At 66.5% G+C, this 26,190-nt stretch carries 18 protein-coding genes; 9 read left to right on the forward strand and 9 right to left on the reverse strand.

All coding sequences use genetic code 11. The features are described 5' to 3' along the window. The first annotated feature begins 46 nt into the window (after window positions 1-46). Window positions 47-2,005: a potassium transporter Kup gene (locus EV666_RS02320; protein ID WP_132002336.1), complete on the forward strand. Its 1,959-nt coding sequence runs from the start codon at window positions 47-49 to the stop codon at window positions 2,003-2,005. 1,044 nt (window positions 2,006-3,049) lie between these two features. Here EV666_RS02320 and EV666_RS02325 read toward each other — a convergent pair. From EV666_RS02325 to pdxH, 4 genes are all read right to left on the reverse strand, one after another. Beyond that, window positions 3,050-3,304 (reverse strand): hypothetical protein, encoded by a 255-nt coding sequence (locus EV666_RS02325; RefSeq protein ID WP_132002339.1) that lies wholly within the window; start codon window positions 3,302-3,304, stop codon window positions 3,050-3,052. Between the two features lie 311 nt (window positions 3,305-3,615). Continuing rightward, on the reverse strand, window positions 3,616-4,179 hold the full coding sequence (locus EV666_RS02330; protein WP_245514158.1) for a TIGR02301 family protein: 564 nt from the start codon (window positions 4,177-4,179) through the stop codon (window positions 3,616-3,618). Window positions 4,180-4,205: 26 nt separating this feature from the next. Continuing rightward, window positions 4,206-4,715 carry an NUDIX hydrolase gene (locus EV666_RS02335; RefSeq protein ID WP_132002342.1) on the reverse strand — a complete coding sequence of 170 codons (510 nt, stop codon included), beginning with the start codon at window positions 4,713-4,715 and terminating at the stop codon, window positions 4,206-4,208. Window positions 4,716-4,735: 20 nt separating this feature from the next. Then, window positions 4,736-5,353, reverse strand: coding sequence for a pyridoxamine 5'-phosphate oxidase (gene pdxH / locus EV666_RS02340; protein ID WP_132002345.1), 618 nt, complete (start codon window positions 5,351-5,353; stop codon window positions 4,736-4,738). Between the two features lie 510 nt (window positions 5,354-5,863). Between pdxH and EV666_RS02345 the strand changes: the two genes are divergently transcribed. Both EV666_RS02345 and EV666_RS02350 read left to right on the forward strand, forming a co-directional pair. After that, a complete protein-coding gene (locus tag EV666_RS02345; protein ID WP_245514159.1) occupies window positions 5,864-6,196 on the forward strand; it encodes an RT0821/Lpp0805 family surface protein in 333 nt (110 codons plus the stop codon). 325 nt (window positions 6,197-6,521) lie between these two features. Next, window positions 6,522-7,439 carry a DnaJ C-terminal domain-containing protein gene (locus EV666_RS02350; protein WP_132002351.1) on the forward strand — a complete coding sequence of 306 codons (918 nt, stop codon included), beginning with the start codon at window positions 6,522-6,524 and terminating at the stop codon, window positions 7,437-7,439. Window positions 7,440-7,500: 61 nt separating this feature from the next. Here the strand turns inward: EV666_RS02350 and EV666_RS02355 are convergent, their stop codons facing one another. The 3 genes from EV666_RS02355 to EV666_RS02365 form a co-directional block, all read right to left on the reverse strand. After that, on the reverse strand, window positions 7,501-8,871 hold the full coding sequence (locus EV666_RS02355; RefSeq protein WP_132002354.1) for an aspartate aminotransferase family protein: 1,371 nt from the start codon (window positions 8,869-8,871) through the stop codon (window positions 7,501-7,503). Between the two features lie 375 nt (window positions 8,872-9,246). Next, window positions 9,247-10,701 carry an amidase gene (locus tag EV666_RS02360; protein ID WP_132002357.1) on the reverse strand — a complete coding sequence of 485 codons (1,455 nt, stop codon included), beginning with the start codon at window positions 10,699-10,701 and terminating at the stop codon, window positions 9,247-9,249. Between the two features lie 159 nt (window positions 10,702-10,860). After that, entirely contained in the window at window positions 10,861-11,283 is a 423-nt protein-coding gene (locus EV666_RS02365) for a MarR family winged helix-turn-helix transcriptional regulator (RefSeq protein WP_132002843.1), read from the reverse strand. A gap of 246 nt (window positions 11,284-11,529) precedes the next feature. Here EV666_RS02365 and EV666_RS02370 point away from each other — a divergent pair, with 246 nt between their 5' ends. Then, on the forward strand, window positions 11,530-13,158 hold the full coding sequence (locus EV666_RS02370; protein WP_132002360.1) for a long-chain-fatty-acid--CoA ligase: 1,629 nt from the start codon (window positions 11,530-11,532) through the stop codon (window positions 13,156-13,158). A gap of 260 nt (window positions 13,159-13,418) precedes the next feature. Then, entirely contained in the window at window positions 13,419-14,177 is a 759-nt protein-coding gene (locus EV666_RS02375; protein WP_245514183.1) for a DUF1499 domain-containing protein, read from the forward strand. A 275-nt stretch (window positions 14,178-14,452) separates the two neighbouring features. Here the strand turns inward: EV666_RS02375 and EV666_RS02380 are convergent, their stop codons facing one another. Continuing rightward, window positions 14,453-15,379: an MBL fold metallo-hydrolase gene (locus tag EV666_RS02380; RefSeq protein WP_132002366.1), complete on the reverse strand. Its 927-nt coding sequence runs from the start codon at window positions 15,377-15,379 to the stop codon at window positions 14,453-14,455. Between the two features lie 844 nt (window positions 15,380-16,223). Continuing rightward, window positions 16,224-16,709, reverse strand: coding sequence for a Ros/MucR family transcriptional regulator (locus tag EV666_RS02385; protein ID WP_132002369.1), 486 nt, complete (start codon window positions 16,707-16,709; stop codon window positions 16,224-16,226). Between the two features lie 478 nt (window positions 16,710-17,187). On the opposite strand from EV666_RS02385, the gene EV666_RS02390 reads away from it, so the two are divergent. From EV666_RS02390 to EV666_RS02405, 4 genes are all read left to right on the forward strand, one after another. Then, window positions 17,188-18,423: an ABC transporter substrate-binding protein gene (locus EV666_RS02390; RefSeq protein ID WP_245514160.1), complete on the forward strand. Its 1,236-nt coding sequence runs from the start codon at window positions 17,188-17,190 to the stop codon at window positions 18,421-18,423. Window positions 18,424-19,039: 616 nt separating this feature from the next. Beyond that, entirely contained in the window at window positions 19,040-21,091 is a 2,052-nt protein-coding gene (locus EV666_RS02395) for an autotransporter assembly complex protein TamA (protein WP_132002372.1), read from the forward strand. A gap of 2,327 nt (window positions 21,092-23,418) precedes the next feature. After that, on the forward strand, window positions 23,419-25,443 hold the full coding sequence (locus tag EV666_RS18855) for a translocation/assembly module TamB domain-containing protein (RefSeq protein ID WP_425359561.1): 2,025 nt from the start codon (window positions 23,419-23,421) through the stop codon (window positions 25,441-25,443). 382 nt (window positions 25,444-25,825) lie between these two features. Then, window positions 25,826-26,173: a hypothetical protein gene (locus EV666_RS02405; protein ID WP_132002378.1), complete on the forward strand. Its 348-nt coding sequence runs from the start codon at window positions 25,826-25,828 to the stop codon at window positions 26,171-26,173. Window positions 26,174-26,190: the final 17 nt, after the last annotated feature.

Here is a 26,190-nt window from a genome sequence, read left to right on the forward strand (position 1 = left end):
CCGGCGCCGCCGCATAACGGGCGTTGCATCCAGGGGCGGAATTTTGATGTCAGCAATGCAAGGCCGGGAAGAAACAGGCGGCGCGGCCGGTTTACAGGCGGGTGGCGCGGCCGGTTCTCCAGACGGCGCCGTCCCCGGCGGGCATGATCCCAAGACCGGCTTCTGGACCCTGGTGGTTGGCGCCGCCGGCGTTGTATTCGGCGATATCGGCACCAGCCCGCTGTATGCTTTCCGTGAAGCCGCCAAGGTGGGCATGGAGGGCGGTCTCGACGCTCGCGCCTCCGTCATCGGCGTGCTGTCACTGATTCTCTGGGCGCTGATGCTCGTGGTGACGGTGAAATACGTCTTCATCCTGCTGCGCGCCGACAACAACGGCGAAGGCGGCATTCTCTCGCTGATGGCGCTGGCGCAGCGGGCGATGGGGCACGCCAACAGCCGCCTCATTATTTTTCTCGGCATGCTGGGCGCGGCGCTGTTCTACGGCGACGCCATCATTTCTCCGGCCATCTCGGTGCTGTCGGCGGTCGAAGGCCTGAAGCTGGTGACGCCGGCCCTCGACGATTACGTGCCGCAGATCACCACGGCCATCCTGCTGCTGCTGTTCCTCGTGCAGAGCCGGGGCACGGCCCAGGTGGCGCGCCTGTTCGGCCCCATCATGATGCTGTGGTTCTTCCTGATGGCGGTGGGCGGCCTCTATCACATCAAGGATGACCTCGGCGTGTTCTGGGCTCTCAATCCCAAATACGCGGTGGATTTCATCATCCACAACGGGGCCATCGGCATGGCGATCCTGGGCGCCGTGTTCCTGGCTGTCACGGGCGCCGAAGCCCTCTACGCCGATCTTGGCCATTTCGGCCGCAGCCCGATCCGCTTCACCTGGTTCATGGCGCTGCCGGCGCTGGCGCTGAACTATCTTGGCCAGGGCGCGCTGGTGTTGGCGCATCCCGAAAAGATCGAGAACCCCTTCTTCCTGCTGTTCCCGGAATGGGCGCTGGCGCCCATGGTGGGCATGGCGACGCTGGCGACCATCATCGCCGGTCAGGCGGTGATTACCGGCGCCTACTCCCTCAGCCGCCAGGCCATCCAGCTCGGCCTGCTGCCGCGCCTTGAAATCCGCTACACGTCGGACGTGCACGCAGGGCAGATCTACATGCCCCGCATCAATTATTTGCTGCTGGCCGGCGTTCTGCTGTCGGTGGGCCTGTTCCGCAATTCCAGCAATCTGGCGGCGGCCTATGGCGTGGCGGTGACCGGCACCATGGTGGTGACCGCCATCCTCGCCTTCGTGGTGATCTGGAAAGACTGGAAGCGGCCGCTGTGGCTGGCCGCCGCCATCATGCTGCCGTTCCTGATCATCGACAGCACCTTCCTGCTCGCCAACCTGCTGAAGGCGTTGCACGGCGGCCTGTTCCCCATCATCGTCGCGGCGATCATCATGACCATGATGCTGGTGTGGCGGCGCGGCACCCGAATCGTGCTGGAGAAGACCCGCAAGGCCGAAATGCCGATGGAGGAGCTGGTCGACATCCTGGCCAAGAGCAACCCGCACCGGGTGCGCGGCACGGCGGTGTTCCTCACCAGCGACCCGGATTTCGCCCCGGCGGCCCTGTTGCACAACGTGAAGCACAACAAGGTGCTGCACGAAAAGAACGTCATGCTGACGGTGATCACCGACGACAGGCCGCGGGTGCCGGACAGCGAGCGGGTGTCCATCGAGCCGATCCGCGACGGCTTCAGCCGCGTCACCATGGCGTTCGGCTATGCGGAGACGCCCAACGTGCCGCGTGGCCTCGCCATCGCCCGCAGCCAGGGCTGGCGTTTCGACATCATGTCCACGTCGTTCTTCGTGTCGCGCCGCTCGATCCGCATCGGCGCCAATCCACGCATGCGTCTGTGGCAATCGAAGATGTACATGTTCCTGGCGCGAAACGCCTCGGACGCCACGGACTTCTTCCAGATTCCCACCGGCCGCGTCGTCGAGGTTGGCACCCAGGTTACCCTGTAAGCCAACACTCCAGGGCGGGGGCGCCGGCCTGTCCTCCGGGCCTTCCCAATGCGGCCGGCGACGCCGGCCCATTAGGAAGCGGTTAGCCATGTCAATGAAAATTCAACAAAATCAGCCAGAAAATGCCTAATTGTTGACGCGCTTGGCAGGCCCCATGGGAGGCTGCCACGCGCCATGGGGGCGCGTTTCGGGAGCTTCAGGGCAAGGACGATGAGCGAAAGAGCGCAAGGCGGCGGCGCGGGTGGCGTCGCAAGCAACCATCAGGATCGACGCGGCGACGCGGGTTTGACATTCCGGGCAGTGGGCATACCGGCCCTGGCCGGGGCGCTGGCCTCGGCCCCGCGCAAGCCGGCCCCAGGCCGGGACCACGGGCGGTCGGCGTCTGCGACGGCGGCGCGGCAGGACGTGGACACGGACGACATGGTGGCGCTGCGCTCCCGCAACTGATCTGGCGTCCAGTTGATCTGGCGCTCGCCTGGCGACCAATCCGCCTGGCGTTAACGGGCAAGCCCTGGCCGGATGTTCCGAACCCGGCGGGCAGACGGCGTTGCATCCTGCAACCCGCCGCAGCCCGGTATATGGGATGTCGGCCGTGGTGCATGGCGCGCGCCTGCAAGGTTTTGCGCCCTGCATGGTTTGACGCCACGAGGCGGCGGCTCCCGGAAAAACTCGCAACCGGCAGTTTCACATGGGGTGGGCCTGAGGCAGCCTGACGTTTTGAATGCGTGAGGCTTTTCAGCGAAACCAGTTCACGGAAAAGCGCTCCAGCCTCACAAATTACTGCTGCCGCTTTTGGCCCGCCGCATTTTGCGGGCTGCGGATTTGGCGCACTGTTCAGGCGCGCGCCTTCACGAAAGCTGGCTCACTTTTCAATGCGCCCCGCGCTGTCCTGAAGGTCAGCGCTGATGTCACGGCGCCGATGTTCTGGCGTCCCAAGTCCTCTGGGTCCAAATCCTCTGGCGCCCAGGTCCTCTGGGTCCAAATCCTCTGGCGCCCGGGTCCTCTGGCTTCCAGGTTTTGGCGCCAATGTCGGCGCGCGGCGTCCTAGTGCCGGCGGCCCGTGGAAAAGCCGCCGCTGCGCACGCGGGCGGGAAGGCTTTCGGCGAAGGTGGCGACGGCCTCCTCGCCATAGGCGTCAACAAGCTCGCGGAAGGCCGTGAACAGCGCCGCGTGGGCGACGCAATCACCGTCCAGCCCGTCAAGCTGGGCCTCGGCGAAGGCTTCCGAAAGATAGCTCAGCGCCGCCCGCTTCTCTTCACTGGTTTCGCCAAGATCGTAGTCAAAATTTGAGTCGTTCATCAATCGCGCCTGAATGCCGGGGGCTGGACGTGAAACAGGAGACGTCAACTGGGCCATGGGCGAAACCGTCCATTCCTGAACACGATCGCCCGGACGTCTGTTGGGTTTTCTGGCGCGTGGTCACGCGCTTCGCATGCGAAGCGGCGACCTGTTCGCCCGATGTATCCTCTGATGGAGGCAGAATAGCGCTTGGGGACCGCAGCGCCACGAAGTTCTTGCCAAACAGTTAACATGTCCGCGCAGCCCGGTAAATTTCTCCAGTGGCGGCAAATGCAGGCAATTTGACGGCGTCGGGCCCAAAGGGGGGCGTTTTAACGGGCGATGCGGGCGGACAGGGCGCGGGAGAGGGCGGCGCCTTCGGCCACATAACGCTGGATGGCCAGCTCGGCGGAAGGGGTGCAGCGCTTGTAGGACAGGCTCCAGGCGCGATAGCTGTCGTTCCACGCCGCGGCCAGACGTTGCCTGCGTTCGGGCGGCGTCGACTCCGCCTCGATCAGCGCGGTCATGCGGTCGCGCCACAACCGCCCGTCATTGGCGCCGCACAGGTTTCGCAGCCAGGCCAGCGAGCCCATGATTTCGGCCAGGCGCAGCATGCTCTGCTCGGTGGTGGGGGCGGCGCCGCGCGGGCCGCGCGGCGCGAGGGAAGGCGGGGGCGGCGGCCCGGCCCCTGGCGCCGCCGGCTGGGCCAAAGCAACCGGGCTCAAGGCAATCGAAGCCAGGGCAATCTGGGCAAAGGCAATCTGGGCAACCGCCAGGCGCGCAGCAAGGCCAGACGCGCGCGCCATTGCCCGGCGCGCGATGCGGGAGGCGGCGCCGGCGGCCGGTTGTCGCGCCAGGTGGCTGTGGTGATTTTCGGTGAACCGGGTGCGCAACATTCCCTGCCCATCTGTTCGGGAGACCGTCAGGCCGGAGGCGTCGCCGCCTGCTGGTGAGACGCCATGTGAAACGCCTGATCGAGAATGGTCAGCAAATTGTCGGTGACTGGCAGACAGCCAGCCTCACTCCGCGTCGCCCACGCCAGGTCAGGCGCTTCGGCGCTTACCGTCCCTTCGCCGCCGGTCCAGATAGCGGCGAAGCACATGATAACATAATGGCGCAGCACACGGTCAGCGGAATCCGCCGGGATGCGACCGCCGCGGGCGAAAGCGATGTGCTCCAGATGGCCGGCAAGGCCAATGATGCGGGCGGACACGCCGGTTTCCTCGGCCAGCTCGCGCAGGGCCGCGGCCTCCAGGGTTTCGCCGGCCTCCACCACGCCGCCGGGAAAACTCCAGACCAGCGGCGGCGCGGCGCGCCGCGCCAGCAGAACGCGGCCGTCGCGAATGACCGCGCAACTGGCGGCGACGAACGGCCGGACCGGGAAGCGCCGCCCGGGCGCTTCCTGTGATTCACACTCCACTTCCCGGGCCATTTCCGCCACCTCCTGTCGCCTTATGGGAACAGGCGCAGTCGCGACCACGGGGTAGCTTCGTCCGGGCGGGTGAACGCCACCCGGTCATGCAGACGGAAGGGGCGGTCATGCCAGAATTCGATCGCGAGCGGCGTCAGCCGGTAGCCGGTCCAGTGGGGCGGGCGCGGCAGGTCGGAGCCTTCCGGGTGGCGCTTTTCCACCTCGGCGACGCGGGCGACCAGTTCGTCGCGGGAGGCGAGGGGCTGCGACTGGTCGCTGGCCCAGGCGCCGACGCGGCTGCCCCAGGGGCGACTGAGGTAATAGGCGTCCGCCTCGGCGTCGGAAACGCGGGAGATCAGCCCCCGGGCGCGCACCTGCCGGGCAAGGCTCTTCCAGTGGAAAACGATGGCGGCCTTGCCGGCGCCGTCGAGTTCGCGGCCCTTGGCGCTGCGGGTGTTGGTGAAGAAGCAGAAGCCCCGTTCATCAAAGCTCTTGAGCAGGACGATGCGGGCGTTGGGCAGGCCATCGGCGTCCACGGTGGCGAGGGTCATGGCGTTCGGGTCATTGGGCTCGGAGGCCGAGGCGTCGGCCATCCAGGCGCGGAACAGCGCAAACGGGTCGGACGCCTGCGTGAAGTCACCGGTAATTAACGGTTCCAAGGCCAATCTCCTTCAGCCATCCTGGCGGCGTGAAATCTGATGTCTGAAGCCCCGGTTTACGTCGGGAGGCGATTCAGGCGCCAGATCCCCGCTCCGCCGGAACTCCAGTTTTACGACGATCGGGTCCGCCAATGCTCCGGCAAGGGACGGGATCCTGATCCCTGACGCAAAATCCGGCCAGAGTGCACCGGTGTCTTATGCGCCAGGCCACTGAACAAAACGCCTTTTCCAGGCGCCGGCCGGTCCCGGCCGCTGGAAGCCACCCCTGTTGGAGACCACGCGTTGCAGTCTTCCGCGACATCCAGAACGCCAGCGTCCGCCCTGGCGCTTTATATGCGCCATCTGGCGTTTCGCGAAGGGCGCGCGCGCTGCGAAATGGGACGAAACGGAAGCGCCCGCCGCCCGCGGCTGTTTTTATCCGCCCGCTGTGGGGCGGCCGTCGCCGTTTGCCTGGCGTTGTCCGGCTGTGGTTTCAGCATCCCCATCAAGCCGTTGGCGGGCGATGACGTCGTGACCGGCTCCATCACTCCGGCTGAAAGTGAAATCCGGCTGGCTCCGGGTCTGACGGATGAGGACTGGCGGCGCGCCAGCAACGCCATGTCGGTGGCGCTCGATCCGCTCGGCAATGGCGAGCGCGCCGGATGGGACAATCCGGAAACCGGCCATTCCGGCGCCTTCCGCCCGGCGGGCCTGCCGTTCGTTCGCGCGGGAGAGGTTTGCCGGGCGTGGGTCGCCGACGTGAAGACCAAAGTGGTCAGCCGCCACCAGGAGGGCACGTCCTGTCGCGCCCCGGGCGAGGACTGGCGCATCGCCGCCAACCAGAAGGTCGCCGAGGCGCGCTAGGCGCGCGCGCGCCGCCGCCAACCGGGGCGCCGCGCGCGGAATTTCGCGTTTTGCCGACGTTGTCGCCGTTGCATAATGGCAACAGGCGCCCATATGCCAGGGAGCCTTCCATGGCGCGCCCCGTGGTTTTCTACAGTTTCCATCCAGAAGCCGGGAACCGGCGCACGCCGGCGCCGGTCGCCGGGTGAACCGCGCGGGCCCATTAAATCCAGGCGGAATGGAAATCCGGGCGGGATGAATGGTGCGACGGGTTGACGGCGTGCGCGTCTATGGGGATTGCTTTTGGGGACATTAACGCCCTGCCGGGCGCGGGAGCAGACAGGTAATGCGTGATCCTTATCAGGTTCTTGGCGTAGCGCGGGATGCCAGCGAGGCGGACGTCAAGAAGGCGTTCCGCAAGGCCGCCAAGACATGGCATCCGGACCAGAACAAGGACCCGAAGGCCAAGGAGCGCTTCGCGGAAATCAACGCCGCCTATGAAATCGTCGGCGACAAGGAAAAGCGCGGTCAGTTCGATCGCGGCGAGATTGACGCCGAGGGCAAGCCGAAGTTTCAGGGCTTCGAGGGCTTTCACCCGGGCGCCGGCGGGCGCGGCGGTTTCGGCGGCGGCCAGGGATTCGAGGGTTTTTCCTTTGGCTTCGGTCAGGACGGCCGGGTCGATCCCTCGGACATTTTCGGCGACGCTTTTCGTGACGCCATGGGCGGGCGGGCGCGGGCCCGCCGGGCGCCGCCGCGCGGCGCCGACATCGAAGCCGAAATCGTCATCAGCCTGCGCGACGCCGCCGAAGGCGGGCAGAAGCGCCTGCACCTGCCCAGTGGCAGGGACGTCAACATGAATATTCCTGCCGGCATTCGCGACGGCAAGGTGATGCGCCTGAAGGGCCAGGGCGATCCGAGCCCGTTCGGCGGCGAACATGGCGACGCCCTGCTCACCGTGCGCATTGCCCCGGACGAGCGCTTCACGCTGGACGGCGACACCCTGCGCGCCCGTCTGCCGGTGGACCTGGAGGACGCGGTGCTGGGCGGCAAGGTGCGCGTGCCGACCCTGGACGGCGAAGTGGCGATGACCATTCCGCCGATGACCAGCAGCGGCCGCAGCCTGCGCCTGCGTGGCAAGGGCTTTCCGACCGGCAAGGGTGACACACGCGGCGATCTGATCGTCACCGTGGAGGTGCGCCTGCCGGACGGGGCGGACGACGAACTCACAGCGCTGATGCAGAAACGCCGCGACGCCCGCGTCTGAGACGCAGCGGTCAGGCCACGTCTGAACGCCTTCACGCCAGACAGCGTGAAGGCGTTTTCCTTTATTTCAGCGTGCTGTTCACCCAGACCGTGGTGCGATCGAGGGCGATGGCGAGGCGCGCGAACAGCAGATCGATCTCCGACTCCGTGATGATCAGCGGCGGGCACAGGGCCATGGAATCGCCAAGGCTGCGGGCGATCAGCCCTTCCTCCGCCGCATAGCGCGTGAACATGGCGCCGACGCCGGCCTTTGCCGGGAAAGCGGTTTTCGTCGCCCGGTCCGCCACCAGCTCCAGGGCCCCCATGAGCCCCATGCCCCGGGCTTCGCCGACGAGGGGATGCTCGGTGAATTCGCGCAGGCGCTGCTGGAACAGGGGCGCGACCTTGCGCACATGGCCGACGATGTCGTCGCGCTCATAAATCTCGATGGTTTTCAGCGCCACGGCGGCCGCCACCGGATGCCCGGAATAGGTGAAGCCGTGGTAGAAGGCGCCGTTCTTGCGGCTTTCGTCAACCATCGCCTGATACATGCGTTCGGGGATCAGCACGGCGCTGATCGGCATGTAGGCGGCGGAAAGCGCCTTGGCCAGCGACATGCTGACCGGCCGCATGCCCAGCGCCTGCGAGCCGAACATCTCGCCAAGGCGCCCGAAGCCGCAGATCACCTCATCGGCGATCATGTAAACGTCATGGCGGTCGAGCACCGCCTGGATTTTCTCGAAATAGCCGGCGGGCGGAACGATCACGCCGCCGGCCCCCATCACCGGTTCGGCGATGAAGGCGGCCACGGTGTCCGGCCCCTCGCGCAGGATCATCTCCTCCAGCTCATTGGCCAGGCGGGTGGCGAAATCTTCCTCGCTCTCGCCTTCAAGGGCGTAGCGGTAATGGTGCGGGCAGGCGGTGTGCAGGATGCCGGCGATGGGCAGGTCGAAATCGGCGTGGTTGCCGGGCAGGCCGGTCAGCGAGGCGCTGGCGATGGTGACGCCGTGGTAGGCGCGCTGACGGCTGATGATCTTCTTCTTGTTGGGGCGGCCAAGCGCATTGTTCATGTACCAGACCAGCTTGATCTGGGTGTCGTTGGCTTCTGAGCCGGAATTGCAGAAAAACACCCGCGAAACCGGGATCGGCGCCATGTCCTTGAGTTTTTCCGCCAGAGCGATGGCCGGGTCGTGGCTGCGGCCGGCGAACAGGTGATTGAACGGCAGGCGCGCCATCTGCTCGCGCGCCGCTTCGACCAGTTCGGCGTTGCTGAAGCCCAGAGAGGCGCACCACAGGCCGGACATGCCTTCCAGATAGGGCTTGCCGGCGCTGTCATAGACATAGACGCCATCGCCGCGCTCCATCACCACCGGCCCCTGGTCGGGCAAGGTCGCCAGATTGGCGTAAGGGTGGGCGATGGTCGCCAGATCGCGGGCGGCGTAATTGTCGGTCATGCGGCTCCCTTCCCTGTATGGACTGGCCACCGGCTGCAGGGCCAGACTTTGTTGCAGTCTGCCACAGTTCTTGCCGGAGGCCATGATCCCTGGACGCGCGGATGATCGCGCCGTTTCCGTTCGGGACCGCCGGGACGGAGGCGGGAGCGGAAGAAGCCCTTGGGTCGGGAGGCGCGCCCTGGTTTCTCCCGGGTGCGTCATGCCCGCGCCAGCCGCGCCCATCCACGCGCCTGCCGCCGGGCCAGGCGCGGCCCATTGCAACGCGGGCGTTTTCGCGGATGGCGGGAGCGCCCAGCCATGACGGATGGGCGGAGGCGGGCAGGGAAGCCGCCGTGATGGACGCGGCGTGGTTTTTCTGACGCCTTCAGGCGCGTTTCACCACGCCATGGGCGGCGCGCGAAAACCACCGTTCAGCTGTTCCAGCATGCCGGCGACGGCGATAGTGGTGCGGTCGGCGCCCTCCGCGCCGACAATCTGCACGCCGGCGGGCAACGCCCCGTCGCCCTGGGGGATGGGCGCGACCGTCGCCGGCAGATGGGCCACGGTGGCGAGGGCCGCCCAGTGCAACAGGTTGAAGTAGGGCGCCTGGACGCCGTCGCCCATGTCGATGCGGCGGCCGTGAATGTCCTTGCCGTGGTCGTGGGCGATGGCGGTGACCGAGGCCGGCGGCATCAGCACGACGTCATAATTCTCGAAGAAGCGGCTCCAGGCCTGCTTCAGCTTCTCGCGACGGGCCACAAGCTCCTGCCATTCGGCGGCGCCGAGGCCGGCGGCCCGGCATTGCTGGGCCTGGTGGCTGTGATCGTCAGCGGCAAACGCGGCGGCGTTGTCGGCGAGGCGCTGGCGCGCCTTTTCCGGCACGGCGGAGAGGGCGATGGCGTGGTTCATCAGCGCGTAGACCTCGAACGCCTCGAAGAAGCTGAAATCCGGCCGGGCGTTTTCATCAACGATTGCCCCTGCGTCAGCGAGGCTGCGGGCGGCGCTCGCCACCGCTCCCGCCACCGCGGCGGACACCGGCGCTTCGGCCTCATTCAGCCACACGGCGACGCGCAGGCCCTCGGGCGTGGCGCGGCGCGGCGGCTCCAGCCGGGCCAGCGCGCCATCGGGTGAATCAGAGCCGGCGGTCAGCGACAGGATCAGGTCGAGGTCGGCGGCCGAGCGGGCGATGGGGCCGCCGACGCCAAGGTCCGGGTTATGGTTGGTGGTCCCGGGCGCCGGCGGAATGTGGCCGCGCATGGGGACGAGGTCCCAGGTGGATTTGTGGCCGAACAGGCCGCAGCAATGGGCCGGCCAGCGGATCGAGCCGCCAATGTCCGAGCCCCACTCAAACGACGACATGCCGGTGGCGGTGGCCGCCGCGGCGCCGCCCGACGAACCGCCGGGGCTGCGGGCGACGTCCCACGGGTTGTTGGTGGTTCCGTAGACGGCGTTGAAGGCCTGCCAGTCGCTGGTGAAGGCCGGGACGTTGCTCTTGCCGAAAATCACCGCGCCGGCATTGCGCAACCGGGCGATGGCGGCGGCGTCTTCCTGCGGCACGTAATCCTTCAGCGGCGGCGCGCCCGCGGTGGCGGGCATGCCTTTGACAGCGAACGAATCCTTGATGGTGACCGGCAGCCCATCGAGCGGCAGCGCCTTGCCGGCGGCGCGGCGGGCGTCGCTGGCGCGGGCGGCGGCGCGGGCGCCTTCCACATCCATGGCGACCACGGCGTTGAGCGCCGGGTTGAGCGCGGTCACGCGCGCCAGGGCCTGTTCGAGCAGGTCAACCGCCGTGATCTCGCCACGCGCCAGCGCCGCGAGCTGGTCACTGGCGGATTGTGTCAGCAGATCCATGGCGTATTCCCCCTTGCCGCATCGTTCACTACTGCCCGCGCGCTGGCAGGCGGCGCTATCGATACATTCATGGGGAATTTGCGCAACTGTTTGCGACGCCGGCCCCGGAGCGCGCGGCGCCTTCAGAAGGCGCGCGCCATGAACAGGTCCGCAGGCGGTTTACGGGGCCGCGTCGCCGTCAAGCGCGGCGCGCCAGGCGCGCTGGATGCGATCAAGGGCGGCGATGTCGGCTGCGGGGAGGCGGCCGAGGGTGCGGTTTACATAAGCGCGCTGGATGGCGAGGCCGCGGGCGACCACGTCGCGCCCGCTGTCCGTGAGGTAAAGGGCGTGGCTGCGCCGGTCGCCAGGCAGGGGGCGCCGCTCGGCGAAGCCGCCGCGCACCAGGCGGTCGACCAGGCCGGAGACGTTGCCCTTGGTGACGTACAGGCGGTCGGCCAGTTCCTGCTGGCTGAGCCCCTCGCACTCCGACAGGGTGGAGAGCACGTCGAACTGCGGCACCGACAGGGCGATGTCGCGCAACTCCGCCGTGATCGCGGCGTACAGCCGCCGGTTCAGCCGGACGAAGCGCAGCCAGACCTTCATGACGTCCGCCGTCTCGTCCGGGCCCGCCGCGCCGGGAAGCGGTTCGATTGACGCGTTCAATATCGCCTCCAGGTCCTGCCATGCGACAACGCCGCGACCGGCGCTGTCCGCCGGCTTCTTATCAGCACACAGGTTCAGATATAAACCATTGCAATCGGGCGCGCCTGAACGATGATCGGCGCTGGCGAACGCGAACGGAACCTGTGGCGGGCGCGCGACCGGAAGAATGGGAACGGGAGGACGAACGTGCTGGGTCTGATGCAGGATTGGCCGCTGTTGATACACCGGATCATCGATCATGCGGCGATACAACATGCGAACCGGGAGGTGATCACGCGTTCCATCGAGGGGCCGTTTCATACGACGACCTATGCGGACATGCGCGCCCGCTCGCTGAAGGTGGCGAAGCGCCTCGCGAAGGAGGGCGTGAACCAGGGCGACCGCATCGCCACCCTTGCCTGGAACACCTGGCGGCACATGGAGGTGTGGTACGGCGTGACCGGGGTCGGCGCGGTTTATCACACGCTCAACCCGCGTCTGTTCGAGGACCAGCTCATCTATATCGCCAATCACGCCGAAGACCGGCTGATGTTTCTCGATCTTACCTTCGTCGATCTGATGGAGAAGTTGCAGGACCGCCTGCCGACCGTGCAGCGCTATATCGTGCTGACCGACGCCGCCCACATGCCGCAGACCAGCCTGCGCGGCGCGGTCGCCTATGAGGACTGGATCAACGAAGTTGATGACGACTTCGCCTGGGTCACCGTCGACGAAAACGCGGCGGCCGGCATGTGCTACACCTCCGGCACCACCGGCAACCCCAAGGGCGTGGTGTACTCCCACCGCTCCAACGTGCTGCACGCCATGATGTGCGTGGCGCCGGACGCCATTGGCCTGTCTTCGCGCGATACGGTGCTGCCGATCGTGCCGATGTTCCACGCCAACAGCTGGTCGCTGGCGTTCTCCGGCCCGATGTCCGGCGCGCGCATGGTGATGCCGGGCATGAAGCTGGACGGCGCCTCGGTGTATGAGTTGCTGGAGCACGGCAAGGTGACCATCACCGCCGCGGTGCCAACGGTCTGGCTGATGCTGCTGCAATACATGGAGGCGAATGACCTGCGGCCCACCACCCTGGAGCGGGTGGTGATTGGCGGCTCTGCCTGCCCGCGCTCGATGATCGCGGCGTTCGAGAGCCGCTACGGGATCTCGGTCCGTCATGCCTGGGGCATGACCGAGATGAGCCCGATTGGCAGCAGCGGCGTGGTCAAGCCGGATTATGGCGACCTCGACCAGGAGGCGCTGTTCGACCTGAAGGTGAAACAGGGCGCGGCGCCGTTTGGCGTGGAGATGAAGATCACCAACGACGCCGGCGAGGCGTTGCCCTGGGACGGCAAGACCTTCGGCCGGCTGAAGACCCGTGGCCCGGCGGTGGCCCGCGCCTACTTCCGCAACGAGGGCGGCGAGATTCTCGACGCGGACGGGTTTTTCGACACCGGCGACGTGGCGACCATCGATCCTTATGGCGCCATGCAGATCACCGACAGGGCCAAGGACGTCATCAAGTCTGGCGGCGAGTGGATTTCTTCCATCGACATCGAAAACCTGGCGGTCGGCCACCCTGACGTCGCCGAGGCGGCGGTGATTGGCGTCGCCCATCCCAAATGGGATGAGCGGCCGCTGCTGGTGATCGTGCGCAAGGAAGGGCGGACGCCGGACAAGGCCGGCATCCTGGCCTGGATGGACGGCAAGATCGCCAAATGGTGGATGCCTGACGACGTGGTGTTCGTGGAGCAGATCCCACACACCGCCACCGGCAAGATCCAGAAAATGGAGTTGCGCGAGCAGTTCGCCAACTATCGCCTGCCCACGGCCTGACAACAGCGCGCGCCGGCGTAACCGGATCGGGCCGCGCGCGCGACCCGTCGCGGATTGGCGCGGGGCGGCGTTGCCCCGCGCTGGCTGTTGACAGGCGCCGGGCGGCGCGGTCACCCTGCAGGATGCTTCGTGAGCCGGCATTTCGCGGAGCGCCTCCCGGCTGCCTCATGTGTCCCAGGCGCTGGCGTAAAAATGGCGCGGCCTGGGCTGGACCGGCGTGGGCGGATGTTCGTGGCAATGGAGAGAGCAGCTTGAAGCGGATGCGTCTGACGGAATCGCGGACGCGCGCGGGCGGGTTTTCGCCAAAACTCGCCTGGTTTGGCCTGTTCGTCACGATTGGCGGTGTTCTCACGGCGCAATTTGGCGAGGTGGGGCCGTGGCCGGTGATCGCCGTGATCTGCGCCGGCTGGGCGTTGTCGGCCATCGCCCTGCTGCTGGCGATCATCGGGCTGGTCGTGGTGTGGCGGCAGGGTTTGCGGGGCGGCGTCGCGGCAATGCACGGCCTCGTCGTCAGCTGCCTGGCGCTGGCCTGGCCAGCGATTCTGGCGGGGCAGATTTGGCGCGCGCCCGATCAGACGGACATTTCAACCGATACATTCTCGCCGCCTGCCTTCGCCACGACGGCCGGGGCCGTGGCCGGTCGCGGCGGCCTGATCCCGCCCCTGGCCCCGCCAGTTCAACGCCCTTCGCAGGATCAGGCGCGTCTGATGGCCCTGCCGCTGTTCCTGGACCAGCAGCCGGCCGAGGCGCTGAAGGCGGCGGAAACGGCGGCGCGCACACTCGGCTGGACGCTGACGGACATTGCCGGGGCGCCGGATGGCGGCGGCCAGTTCGAGGCTGTCGCCAGAAGCGACCTGCTGCGGTTTCCCCAGTACGTGGCCGTGCGGGTGCGGCCGACGGCGGATGGCGCGCAGCTGGATGTGCGGGTGCTGTCGGTGTTCGGTCGCTACAGCCCAGGCTCCGGGGTGCAGCGGATACTGAATCTGCATGAGGCGGTGCAGGCCGTCGATGAGGGATAGCGCCAGACCGCGAAGATGCGCGAAGGTGCGGCGGACTTCCGGCGACATGCAAAATTGCGGCAAGCCCGGGTTCATTGGCCAGAACGCCGCCACGCCAGTTGCGGGAGTGGGCCTGCGGCTGGCCAGGTGGGGTCGCTGGGCGAGCGTGGCGGATCTGCGCGGGCCGGCGCGGCTTTTGGCAAGGCGCGGCTTGGCGTGAAGCGCGATCCTGGGAGGAGGATGCGCCTTCTGGAGGCGCGCCCTGCTGAAGATATGCGGCCCGGGGCGGGCGCCGGTCAGGGGGCCGGGCGATAGCGGCCCTTGAGCTTCGGCGGCCCGTTGGTGACGACCTTGCCGCGGTTGGTCAGGTCTTCCAGGTGGGCGAACACCGACAGACCAGCGGCGCCGACCAGTTCCGGCGGCAGCCCATCGTAAAGGCGCGGGACGATCTGGTCGATGGTTTCATCCCCTTCGGTCAACCGCGCCAGGATGGCGTTTTCCCGCTGGCGGCGGTGGACGAGCAGGCCACGGACCAGCCGCTGCGGATCGGCGATCGGCGCGCCATGCCCTGGCCAGTAGACACTCTCCGTGCGTCCGCGCAATTTCTCCAGCGAGGCCATGTAGTCGGACATGGAGCCGTCGGGCGGCGCCACGATGGTGGTTGACCAGCCCATGACGTGGTCCCCGGAAAACAGGCCATTCTCTTCCGGCAGGGCGAAGGCCAGATGGTTGAGACAGTGGCCGGGGGTTTCAACTGCGGTCAGTGTCCAGCCTGGTCCTGAAATGGAATCGCCTTCGGCCAGAATGATATCCGGCGCGTAATCCAGATCAGCGCTGGCGTCGAGGCTGGCGCCTTCACCCTCGCCCAGGGGGCGGGAAGGGCGGTGGGGGCCGCAGCCGGCCAGACGGGCGCCAGTGGCCGCAACCAGCGGCGCAGCGCCCGGCGAATGATCCTTGTGCGTATGGGTGATCACCACATCGGTAATGGTCTCACCCTGGGTTGCGCCAAGAATGGCCTGAAGGTGCGCATCGTTCACCGGGCCTGGATCAATGACAGCGACGCGCCCACGCCCGACGATATAGGTGTTGGTGCCCCGGAAGGTGTATGGGCCCGGGTTGTCCACGAGAATGCGCCGGACCAGCGGGCTGAGTTCCATGGCGACGCCCGCAGGAACATCGAATTCCTTGATGAAAGGCGCTTCCCCTGACGTCTGTTGAGCCATCTCGCTGTCTCTCCCGGAGCACGTCGCCAGATATGGCTGGCGACGCGCCTTGTCCTTGTGTTTTGTCGCGCCTTCTCCGGCAGTCTCGCGCGGTCTTCGCCGGAGCCGGGCGGGCTGCCCTATCAAGTAGCGCAGCCTCGCGACGATCACCAGAGCCGTGAGGGCAGGGGAGGGGCGAGTTGCCGGAGCCTGTCGCCACGGCCATCCGGGCGCGCCGTAATGCGCACGCCCCGTGGCGCGGAAGTGGGATGGCTCGTGAGCCGACAAGGGTAGCGAAAGGCTTTGCGGCGCGCGCGGCGGGCGTCATGCGGCGCGTTGGACGCCGTTTGAACCCATACCGGTTGGGGCGATCCGGCGGCTGGTTTCATCCCTGTGGCGCCAGTGATCTTGTAAGTATGGACAGATACTGACGGAAATGACGCCTGACAAAGCGAAATTTTGCAAGAGTAACACTGGATATGACGCCAGGAAGCAATGTTTGATGTGGGCTGTTGTTTTTTTTCCGGGTGGCAGGCGTCAGATTTACGAGAAGGATGCTTGGTTCCTGCGAAAGTATGACGCATAATTTTCAATTTGTATTGAGGTATATTAAAATTGAAAGCGAATTTTCTAATCATGACGCACTGGGTAATGAATTGCGAAAAACTGCTATGGCTTGCAATTCGGCTGGCTGGGCAATTGCTTAGCCGCTCCGGCCCGCGAGATGCACGTTCGGGACAGTCAGCGCGTCATGATCTTCATCTCATTTCAGCGCCCGGTTTCCATCCGCTCCGGGAACGGAGGCGTCAGGATCAGGCCCGGCGCCCGTCGCGATGTTCTTTCTGCATGGGGGCCTGGGTAGCGTTCAACTGGGGCGGACAATAACCGGCAGGCCATGTTCTCGCGCAAGGGCGCGGCCCCTGGCCCGCGTTCCTGCCTTGAGATTATGAATCACGGCAGAGTGACGCTGCTTTTCCCGGGCGTATTCGGATCGGGATTTGGCGTAATTTGGCGCGACCATCGGATAATCAGGCGGCAGGTTCCATTTCCGCCGGTATTCGGTCGGCGTCATACCATAAACCGTCGTGAGGTGACGTTTCATGATTTTGAATTTTTTACCGTCTTCGAGGCAAATAATATAATCTGGCGTTATGGAGTGCCGAATGGGAACGGCGGGCTTTTGCGTTTCGGTAGCTTCGGGTTTGGCGCCAGATATTTTGTTTAGCGATGCATGAACGGAGTTTATAATCTCCGTAACCTGCGTGCGCTCAATTGCATTATTTTGAATATAAGCCGCTACGATGCGCGCGGTGAGATTGATAAGACTTGTTACTGTTTCAGGTTGTGACATCAGTCTGCTCCAAAAAATACAAGCGCCCATAAACGATCTGGAGCCGTGCCAGCAATCGGCTCAAGCGGACTTTAATGATTTATTTGTTGCAACCTTTTCAAAGCTAAGAGGGTTTTATATTTGGGGCAACAGTTTTTTCCGAAAAAATCGGATTTGGATAATTTTTTTTGCATTTTCACATCAACATATTTCCATTCTATTGACGTGCGTAAGGTATATTACGCGCGTAATGTCGACGAATGTTGTATTCATGGGCGTGATATTCTCTTTTGCCTGTGGGAAGGGGCGCCCGTTCCAGCCCGCGCGCGCCATCGGGCGATGGCGTTCTGGCCGCGCAGCGTCCACGGTCGATTTCAATCCTCACGGCGGACGGCTTGTGTTTAATATTCGTGGGCGGACGCCATCAGGCGTCGCGCGCAGGCGGGGGAAACGCAAGAACACATAAGCCGGCGTTTCCGTCCGATGGGGAGGAATGACGATGAACCAGTGGTTACGCGCGGGCATGCTGTCCGCTGTCGCAGGATTTGCCGTATCTTTTCTGTTTTCCGGAACCACGCTCGCCGGCTCCGGCAAATTTACCGGGCCAGGCGTAACGGAAACCGAAATTCGCATTGGCAACACCATGCCCTATAGCGGGCCGGCGTCGGCGTTGGGCAATACGGGCAAGGTTATTTCCGCATACTTCAGGATGATCAATGATGCGGGCGGCATAAATGGCCGCAAGATTGACCTGCGCTCCATGGACGATGCTTTCTCGCCGCCGAAAACGGTGGAGCAGACGCGAAAGCTGGTGGAAGATGATCAGGTTGCGTTCATGTTCGCGACCATGGGCACGGCGCCCAGCTCCGCCATCCAGCGTTATCTCAGCGGCAAGGGCGTGCCGCTGATCTTCCTGATCAGTTCGGCGGGCAAATGGAATGATCCAAAGAACTTCCCGCTGACCATGGCCTTCCCGTGGCAGCCGCCATACAGCACCGAGGGCCGGATCTATCTGGATCATATGCGCAAGAATAACCCGGACGCACGGGTAGCGGTGCTTTACCAGAACGATGACAGCGGCAAGGAATACATGCGCGGCCTGCGCGAGGCGCTGGGCGCCGACGCCGACAGGGTGATCGCCGCGGCCATGCCGTTCGAGGTGACCGACCCAACCGTCGACTCCCAGGTGCTGGCGCTCGCCGCGACGAAGGCCGACGCGTTCATGATCCTCGGCGTCACGCCGCGCGCCTGCTCGCAGGCCATTCGCAAGGCCTGGGAAATCGGCTGGCGGCCCATGCGTTTTCTCGCCAGCAGTTGCATCAATCCCGACCAGATCCTGAAGCCGGCGGGGCTGGAGAAGGCGGAAGGCATCATCACCATGCTGGCGTTCAAGACGGTGGGCGCCGACCAGCAGGGCGACAGCGGCGTTTCCGAATATCTCGCCTTCATGAAGAAATATGCGCCTGGCATCGATCCCACCGACTTTTACGCGGTTTATGGCTACACGGTCGCGGGGGCCATGAACGAGGTGCTGAAGGCGGCGGGCGATAACCTGTCGCGGCAAAACATCATGAAGCAGGCGGCGACGATGAAAGGCGTGGCGCTGCCGATGCTGCTGGACGGCATTACCCTCAACACGACGCCTGACGACTACCGTCCCTTGCGCTCCGGCTATCTGGCGCGCTTCACCAATGGCCAGTGGAAGCCGTTCGGGCCATTGCTCTCAGGGCAGTAAGATCTGCGCCCCCAGGGTCCCGGGCGCGGGAGGCAAGGCCAACAGGGGGGGCGTAGGCGAGCCGGAGCCGGTGATCACCGTGTTCGCCGTGTCCCGGGTCGCTGCCTGCTGGCGCGCCAGTTTCCTGCGCGCCAGTTTCCGGCCCGCCAATTCCTGGCTCATCATGTCCCCTGGGGGGCGGGTCCCATGGCCCGTGCCCGCCAGCGCTGACGCGGGCTCGCGCCTTTGTGAGTGGGGGGCGTGACGTTCACCTTGCGTGAACCATAAGTCGAACGTGTTGGCCTGGCGGCGGACAATTCTGCTGCCAGCGACCAGAAAATAAACCTCCCGCTCACACCTCCATTTCCATGGTGGAAACGTGCAATATCAGAACTGTTGCGCATGGGACGCTGCAGGACGGCGGCAAAAATGGCAGGAAGACAGCAGGCCAGTTTGCCGCCGCCGGTCAGGATCCTTTGTGGGTCTGCCACTCCGCCTGATGGGCGGGGTGCTGCAGGCCCGGGCGGCGCCTGAGCTTTTCAGGACGCGGGTGCGCCAGCATCCCCGCGTCCTGGCGTCATGCCGCGCCGATGCGGACTGAAACTTCTGTGACGCCGTTCACAGGCCGGAGATATGTATGACGAGGCGGTCGCGGGGTGGATGGCGTGCCCCCCGGTGTAAGGAACTGGTTTTTGGCGCGGCGCTGGCTTCGGTCGCCGCGCCGGTCGCGACCCTCGGCCTGACCGCTGCGGCCACGGATGCGCGCGCCTTCGATTTCTTTGGCCTGTTTGGCGACAAAAAGCCGGAGCCGTCCGCCGACGCCGTGACCTATGAGGTCAGCTTCGAGGCGGATGGCCACAGGTCGCTGGCCAGCGCCATGCAAAATGCCTCAACGCTTTACCGTTTGCGCAAGGATGCGCCGCCAGACGGCATGGCGCTGGCGCAGCGCGCCGCCATCGACCTGGCGCCGCTGGTCGACGCCATGTGGGCGGAAGGCTTTTACGACGCCGCCGTCAGCATTGACGTGGCCGGAGTGCGGATGCAGTTGCCGGTGAGCGAGGCGACGTTGCAGGCGGCCGGCCGGGCCGCCAGCGCCATGCGCGGCCGTCAGGTCGTTCCCGTGACCGTCAGCGTCGATCCAGGCGAGCAGTACACCCTGTCGTCCGTGGCGGTGAAGGACGCCCAGGGGCGGATGCTGACCGGCGCCGAACTGCCGCCAAATGTTTTGAAGATCGGTGATGGCGACCCGGCGCGCGCCGGTGATCTGCGCGCCGCCAGCGCCCGCGCCGTCGACTGGTATCGCGCCCAGTCCTATCCGCTGGCCAAAGGCGTCGATATCGGCGCCACCGTCAATCATGACACGCGCACCATGGCGGCGACCATCGTCGTTTCACCGGGGCAGATGGCGCCGATCGGCGAGGTGGAGGTGCGCAATGCGGGCGGCGCCAGGCCAGGCGCCGGCCCCACCGTCGATCCGCGCGTCATCCGTTCGTTCATCTATCTGGAGCCTGGCGAGCCCTATTCGCCAAAGAAGCTGGCGGACACGCGCCGTTCGCTCACCCAGCTTCCCATTCTCGGCGGCGTGCGCGTCACCACGCCGGACCGGCTCGACGCCGAGGGGCGCATCCCGGTTTTCGTCGACGTGACGGAGCGGCTGCCGCGCGTCATCGGCTTTTCCGCCGGTTACTCCACGGTGGATGGTCCCAACGTGCGCGCCTATTGGGAGCATCGCAACCTGTTCGGCGGCGCCGAGCAACTGCGGCTCGAAGGCAGCATCTTCGTTGCGCCGCGCAACGACGGCACCCGTCGCAAGGGCGTGGCGGATCTCAATGAGGGCGACTTTGGCGGGCGTTTTCGCGCCACCTTCATCAAGCCGGCGCTGGGCGGCACGCGCAACGACCTGATCGTTGAGGCCATGGCCGAGCGCGACCGCACCGGCGGCGACCGCTATGGCGGCTATACCGTGCGCGACGTGCAGGCGACGGCGTCGATCCGGCATCGCATCAGCGATGTGTTTTCCGTTCAGGGCGGCCTGAAAGTCGAGCGTGGCCAGACCAGCGACGTGCTGTCGTCGATCGACTACACCCTGGTTGGAACGCCGGTTTCGGTGACCTATGATTCCACCGACAATCCGCTGGACGCCACCCGGGGCTTCAAGGTCGTGGCCTCGGCGACGCCCTATCCGTCGTTCCTCGGATCGACAGTGAATTTCACCGAAGGAAAGCTGACGGCGTCCACCTATTACGCGGTGGATGAGGACGCGCGCATCGTGCTGGCCGGGCGGGTGACGCTCGGCATGCTTGGGGGGCCGAAGCTCAGCGATATCCCGGCCAATCACCGCTTCTATGCCGGCGGCGCCGCGTCGGTGCGCGGCTACCGGCTGAATTCGCTTGGTCCCCAGGACGGCAGGTTCGGTTTCGTTGTCGGCGGGCGCAGCCTCCTGACGGTGAACCTGGAGGCGCGCATCAAGATCACCGACACCATTGGCGTCGTGCCATTCTTCGACGCGGGCAACGCCTTCGAAAGCACCACGCCGCACCTGAAGGACAAGCTGTACAAAGCGGCGGGCATTGGCTTGCGTTATTATACGCCCATCGGCCCGATCCGCGCGGATTTCGCCTTCCCGCTGGACCGGCGCAAGGGTGACAGGCCGGTGAGCATGTATATCAGCATAGGGCAGTCGTTCTGATGATCCGGCTTTTCAAAAACCGGTCGCTTTGGCAGGCCCTTGTTCTGGCTCCGCTGGTGCTGCTGGCGCTGGGCGCGCTGGCGTGGGTGCTGGCGCCGGAGGATGTCCGCTCGGACGATTCCGAGCGCACCGTGCTGGGCGACCTGATTTCCCGGGTGCTGTCGACCGACAACGCCACCGTGTCGGTGGGGGCGGTGGACGGCGCGCTGTCGTCTGACGCCACCATCCGCAATGTGGTGATTTCCGACCGCCAGGGGCCGTGGCTGCGCCTGAACGAGGCGCGGCTGATCTGGCGGCGGCTGGCGCTGTTGTCGGGGCGGCTGGAGATCGACCGGCTGGAGATCGGCACGCTGGAGCTGATCCGCCGGCCGGTTCCGCCGGAGCGCGAGGTGACGCCGCCAGGCGACGAGCCGCTGCTGCCGCAACTGCCGGTGGAAGTGATTGTGCGGGCGTTCCAGCTCAAGGACCTGTCGCTTGGCGAGGCCTTTGCCGGCGTCGCCGCGCAGATTGGCGCCAATGGCGAGGCGCGGCTGGGCGATCCGGCCCAGGGGCTGAATTTCCGGCTGGAAGCGAAACGTCTCGACGCGCCGGGGCAGTTCAATGTGCAGGTGGCGTTCACGCCGGCCGACAAGCACCTGAAGGTGCAGTTGCACGCCAACGAGCCGGCGGGCGGCCTGGTGGCGCGGCTGGCGTCAATTCCCGGGCTGCCGCCGATGAAGCTGGACGTGGACGGCGCGGGACCGCTGGATGATTTCACCGCCAACCTGAACTTTGACGGCGGCCCGGATCTTTCCGCGCGCGGCTCGGCCCGGCTGACGCAGCAGGATCAGGCCCAGCAACAGGTTTCCGGCGGCGGCCGGGTGATGGCGCTGGATATGGCCGCGCGTGTCTCCGGGGTGCTTCCCGCCCCCGTGGCGCCGGTGTTCGCCGGCGACACCCGGCTTGGCGGCCGCATTTTCTTCAACAGCGACGGCGCCTTCTGGCTTGATGACGTGGCGGTGCAGGCCGAGGCGGCGCGCCTTGCCATCAGCGGCGGCATGACCTCCGGCAAGCAGCTCGACGTCAGGATCATGGCCGGGGCCGTGCCCAATGACGGCGGCGTGCTGCGCACGGGCAACGCCGAGATCGGCAAGCTGAATTTCGACGCGCGCGTCACCGGCCAGCCGTCGATGCCGACCGTGAAGGCCAGCCTTGAACTGGCCAGGGCCAAATTGCCGACCGGCAGCATCGCCGCCGCCACAGCGACGCTGGACGCGGAGCCCACCGGCGTGATCGGTGAGCGCGGCACCCGCCTCAATGTGCGGGCGGACGCCGCGGCCTCGGGTATCGCCCTGGCCGACAAGGGCCTCGACGCGGCGATCGGCGACAAGGTCACCCTGACGCTGCGGGCGGCGCTTGGGCGTTATGGCACGGCCCACGTGGACGTTTTCAACCTGGCCACCGCCTCCGGCGCGGTCGATTTCAAGGGCGTCGCCGGCAACCGCCGGCTGGATGGCGTGCTGTCGGCGAAAATTCCGGATCTGGCTCGTCTGCGCCTGCTCACCGGCATGCGGATCAGCGGCGCGCTTGACCTTGGCGCCAAACTCACCGGCGAGCCGCGTTTCAACCGCATCCGCGCCGAACTGAATGGCGGCGCGCGCGATCTGGGCACGGGCATCGAAGCCGTCGATGGGCTGAGCGGCGGCCGGGTGACCCTGACTGGCGCGGTGGACATGGCGCCGCGCGGCGGCTTCGGCTTCGACAATCTGACGCTCGCCGGCGCGCACGCCACCATGCGCGTCAATGGGCAGGCGCGGGAGGACCAGTCCGCCATCGAGGCGCTGGCGAGCATCGCCGACCTGCGCTACGCCGACCGGCGCATGACCGGCAGGGGGGAGCTTCAGGCCAGCCTGACCGGGCCGCTGACCCGGCCGGACGCCGCCGCGACGCTCAGCATCCGCGACGGCTCCATGCTGGGCCGGCCGGCGCCGCTGCTGCAACTGGCGGTGAAGGCCACGGACCTCACCGGCAATCTGGTCGCCAACGCCAGCCTCACGGGCGAGCTTGATCGCAAACCGGTGAAAGGCGTCGTCGAGGCGGCGCGCCTTGCCGCCGGCGGCTGGGACATCCGGGGGCTGGACTTCGCCATGGGCTCCGTCACCGCCCGGGGCGCGCTCGCCATCGACGCGGCCAATCTGGCGAAGGGGCAGCTTACGGTGCGGGCCGGCAGTCTGGATGATATTTCGGCCCTGGCCCTGCGCCAGCTCGCCGGGCAGCTGAACGCTGACCTGACGCTTGAAAGCGTTGATGGCGGCCAGAATGTCGCCGTGCGGGCGGATGGGACGCGCATGCGCTTTGGCGAGATCAGGGCGGATCGCCTCAACGCCGACTTGCGGGCCAGTGACGTTCTGCGTCGCCCTTCGGCGGATGGCTTCGTCAATATCGACAACGCCGTTGTCGGCGGCCAGCCCCTGACCCGCGCCCGGCTGGAGGCGCGGGGCGCTGGCGCCGCCACCGACATCACGCTGGCGGCGGCAGCGGCCGGGTTCGATCTGGACGCGAAGGCGCGGTTGACGCCCGGGGACCAGACGCGGGTCGACGTCTCCAGCTTCACGGCGCGTCGCGGCTCCCACCGCATTGGCCTCGCCGGGCCGGCCAGCCTGGTCATTGTCGACGGCGGCGTCGATATCCGGCAGCTGGCGGTGGCGCTGGGCAGCGGGCGGCTGACCGCCCAGGGCAGGCTGGGCAAAACGCTGGACCTCAACGTTGGCGCCAGCGCCGTGCCGCTGTCCGTCGCCGAGATTTTCGCGCCCGGCCTTGGCCTGACCGGCGTGCTGAACGGCGAGGCGACCGTGCGCGGTTCGTCGCTGGTTCCGTCGGGCCAATGGCGGCTCAACCTGAGCGGGGTTTCCGCCGCCGCCGTGCGCGCCGCCGGCCTCCCGCCGGCAACGGTCGCGGCCAGCGGCGCGCTGGACGGCGCAGGGCGCACCTCGCTGAATGCAACGGTGACCGCCGGCCGGATCGCCGATCTGCGTATTACCGGCAGCGCGCCGCTCGATCCTGGCGGGCGCCTCGACATCGGCGCCCGGGGACGGATTGATCTGGGCGTGGCCAATGTCCAGCTCGCGCCGGCGGGCCGGCGTCTCACGGGTGCCGCCAATCTGGACGTGCGCGTGGGCGGTTCGGTGACGCACCCGCAGATCACCGGCGGCGGCGCGCTGTCTGGCGGGGCGTTTTCCGACGCTGTCACCGGCGTGCGCCTGACCAATATCAATGGCCAGATCATCGCGCGCGGCCAGGAAATAGTGGTGCAGCGCATCGCCGCCTCCACGCCCAACGGCGGCTCCCTTGCCGTCACGGGCAATGTGCGCGTCGATCCGGCGGCTGGTTTCCCGGGTTCGTTCCGCATCACCGGCTCCAACGCCCTGCTGATGAACGATGGCATGGCGCGCGCGGCTGCAGACCTGAATCTTGCCGCGGCGGGGCCGCTGGCCTCCCGGCCGCGCATCAGCGGAACCATCAGCATCCGTTCGCTCAATATCAGCGTCCCCAACCAGTTGCCGGGCTCGCTGCGTCCGCTGGCCAACGTCCGGCAGATCGCGCCGACGCCACAGGCGAAGGCGCGCCTCGCGCTCGAACAGCGCGCCCGCGTCCAGGGGGCCCGCTCCACCCCGTTTGACGCGGTTCTCGATCTGATTGTGACGTCACAGAACACGATCCAGGTGAGTGGGCGCGGCATCAACGCGGTGCTGGGCGGCCAGTTGCGCATCGCCGGAACCCTGTCGGCGCCGGCGCCAACAGGCGGCTTCACCATGCGCAGCGGCAGCTTCGATCTCGGCTCGCAGACGCTGGATTTCACGCGCGGCCAGGTCACCTTCAGCGGCACCCTCAGCCCGGAGCTGGATTTCATCGCCGAAACCATCGCCGGCGGCGTGACGGCGCGAATCCAGATCTCCGGCCCGGCCAGCGATCCGGCGTTTGATTTCAGCTCCAGCCCGGCGATGTCGCGGGAAGAGGTGATCTCGCGCATCCTGTTTGGCCAGTCGGCCGGCGAGCTCTCCGGCCTTGAGGCGCTGCAACTGGCGCAGATCGCCGCCCAGTTCTCCGGCGACGGCGACAGCGCGTTTGACAGCCTGCGCCGCACGCTCGGGCTTGGCGGCTCCGACATGGACGGGGACAGCAATCAGGGCTTTCTGGCGCGGGTCAGCCGGGCGCTTGGCAAGCGCATCCGGTTCAGCGTCAAGCCCGGCACCTCACCGGAAACCACCGGCCTTGGCGTCAATGTCAACGTGACGCGCCATATCCGGGTCCAGGGGCTGGTGGGGGCCACCGGCAACACGTCGGTGAATATCGGCGCCGAATGGGAGTACTGACCGCAAACCCGGAGCAGCGCTCCGGAGCGCGGGCGTCCAAAGGGCCAGCAAACTCATGGCGTGGGGCCGGCCAGGGCGCCCATTCGTTTATTTTTCGTTTGGAAAGCGCCGGTTGCCGGCAATAGCTGTTGCCGCCCCATCGCCGCCCTACTATTGTCCCCAGGTTTTCACGTTTTGGTGAGGCCGCTGATTTGTTCGCCGTGTGATCGCGGGGTGTTCCTTCTGGGGATGGACATGTCGGGAGGCGCTGGCGACGTTGTCGCCAGCGGCCCGGTTTTCCCTCCACGGTCCGGAGCCTCACGCTTTCACGGGGCCGTGAGCAAGGCGCGATGTTGGGGGGCGGCGGATGAAGCGTTGGGCCATCTTCTGTGCGATAGCGGGCATGACGGTTTCGGCTGCTTCGGTGGCGTCGGCGCAGTCGCTTCCCGCATACCAGGCGAATGCGACCTGGGCGTTTCCGGGCGCGACCAACCGGTACAATGATCCGCTTGGCGCGCCGCGCAATGTCTGTTTCAACGCCGCGGCCCTGCACCGCTGGTGCCGCGTGTTCGTCACCGCTTCTGGCGGGCCATGCGTTTGCGGCGCGGGGGCGGATGGGGCCGGGGTTTTCGCCGGCACGCTGATCACCGACGCGCAGCTCTATGAGCTGATTGGCGAGGATGTGAAGCAGGCCGAGGTGGGAGCCAATGGGCGTCGCCTGGCCAATTCCCGGAATTACAACGGCTTCTGACGCTTTTTCGGGCGGCG

This window comes from Camelimonas lactis, from assembly GCF_004342915.1.
GTDB lineage: Bacteria > Pseudomonadota > Alphaproteobacteria > Rhizobiales > Beijerinckiaceae > Camelimonas > Camelimonas lactis.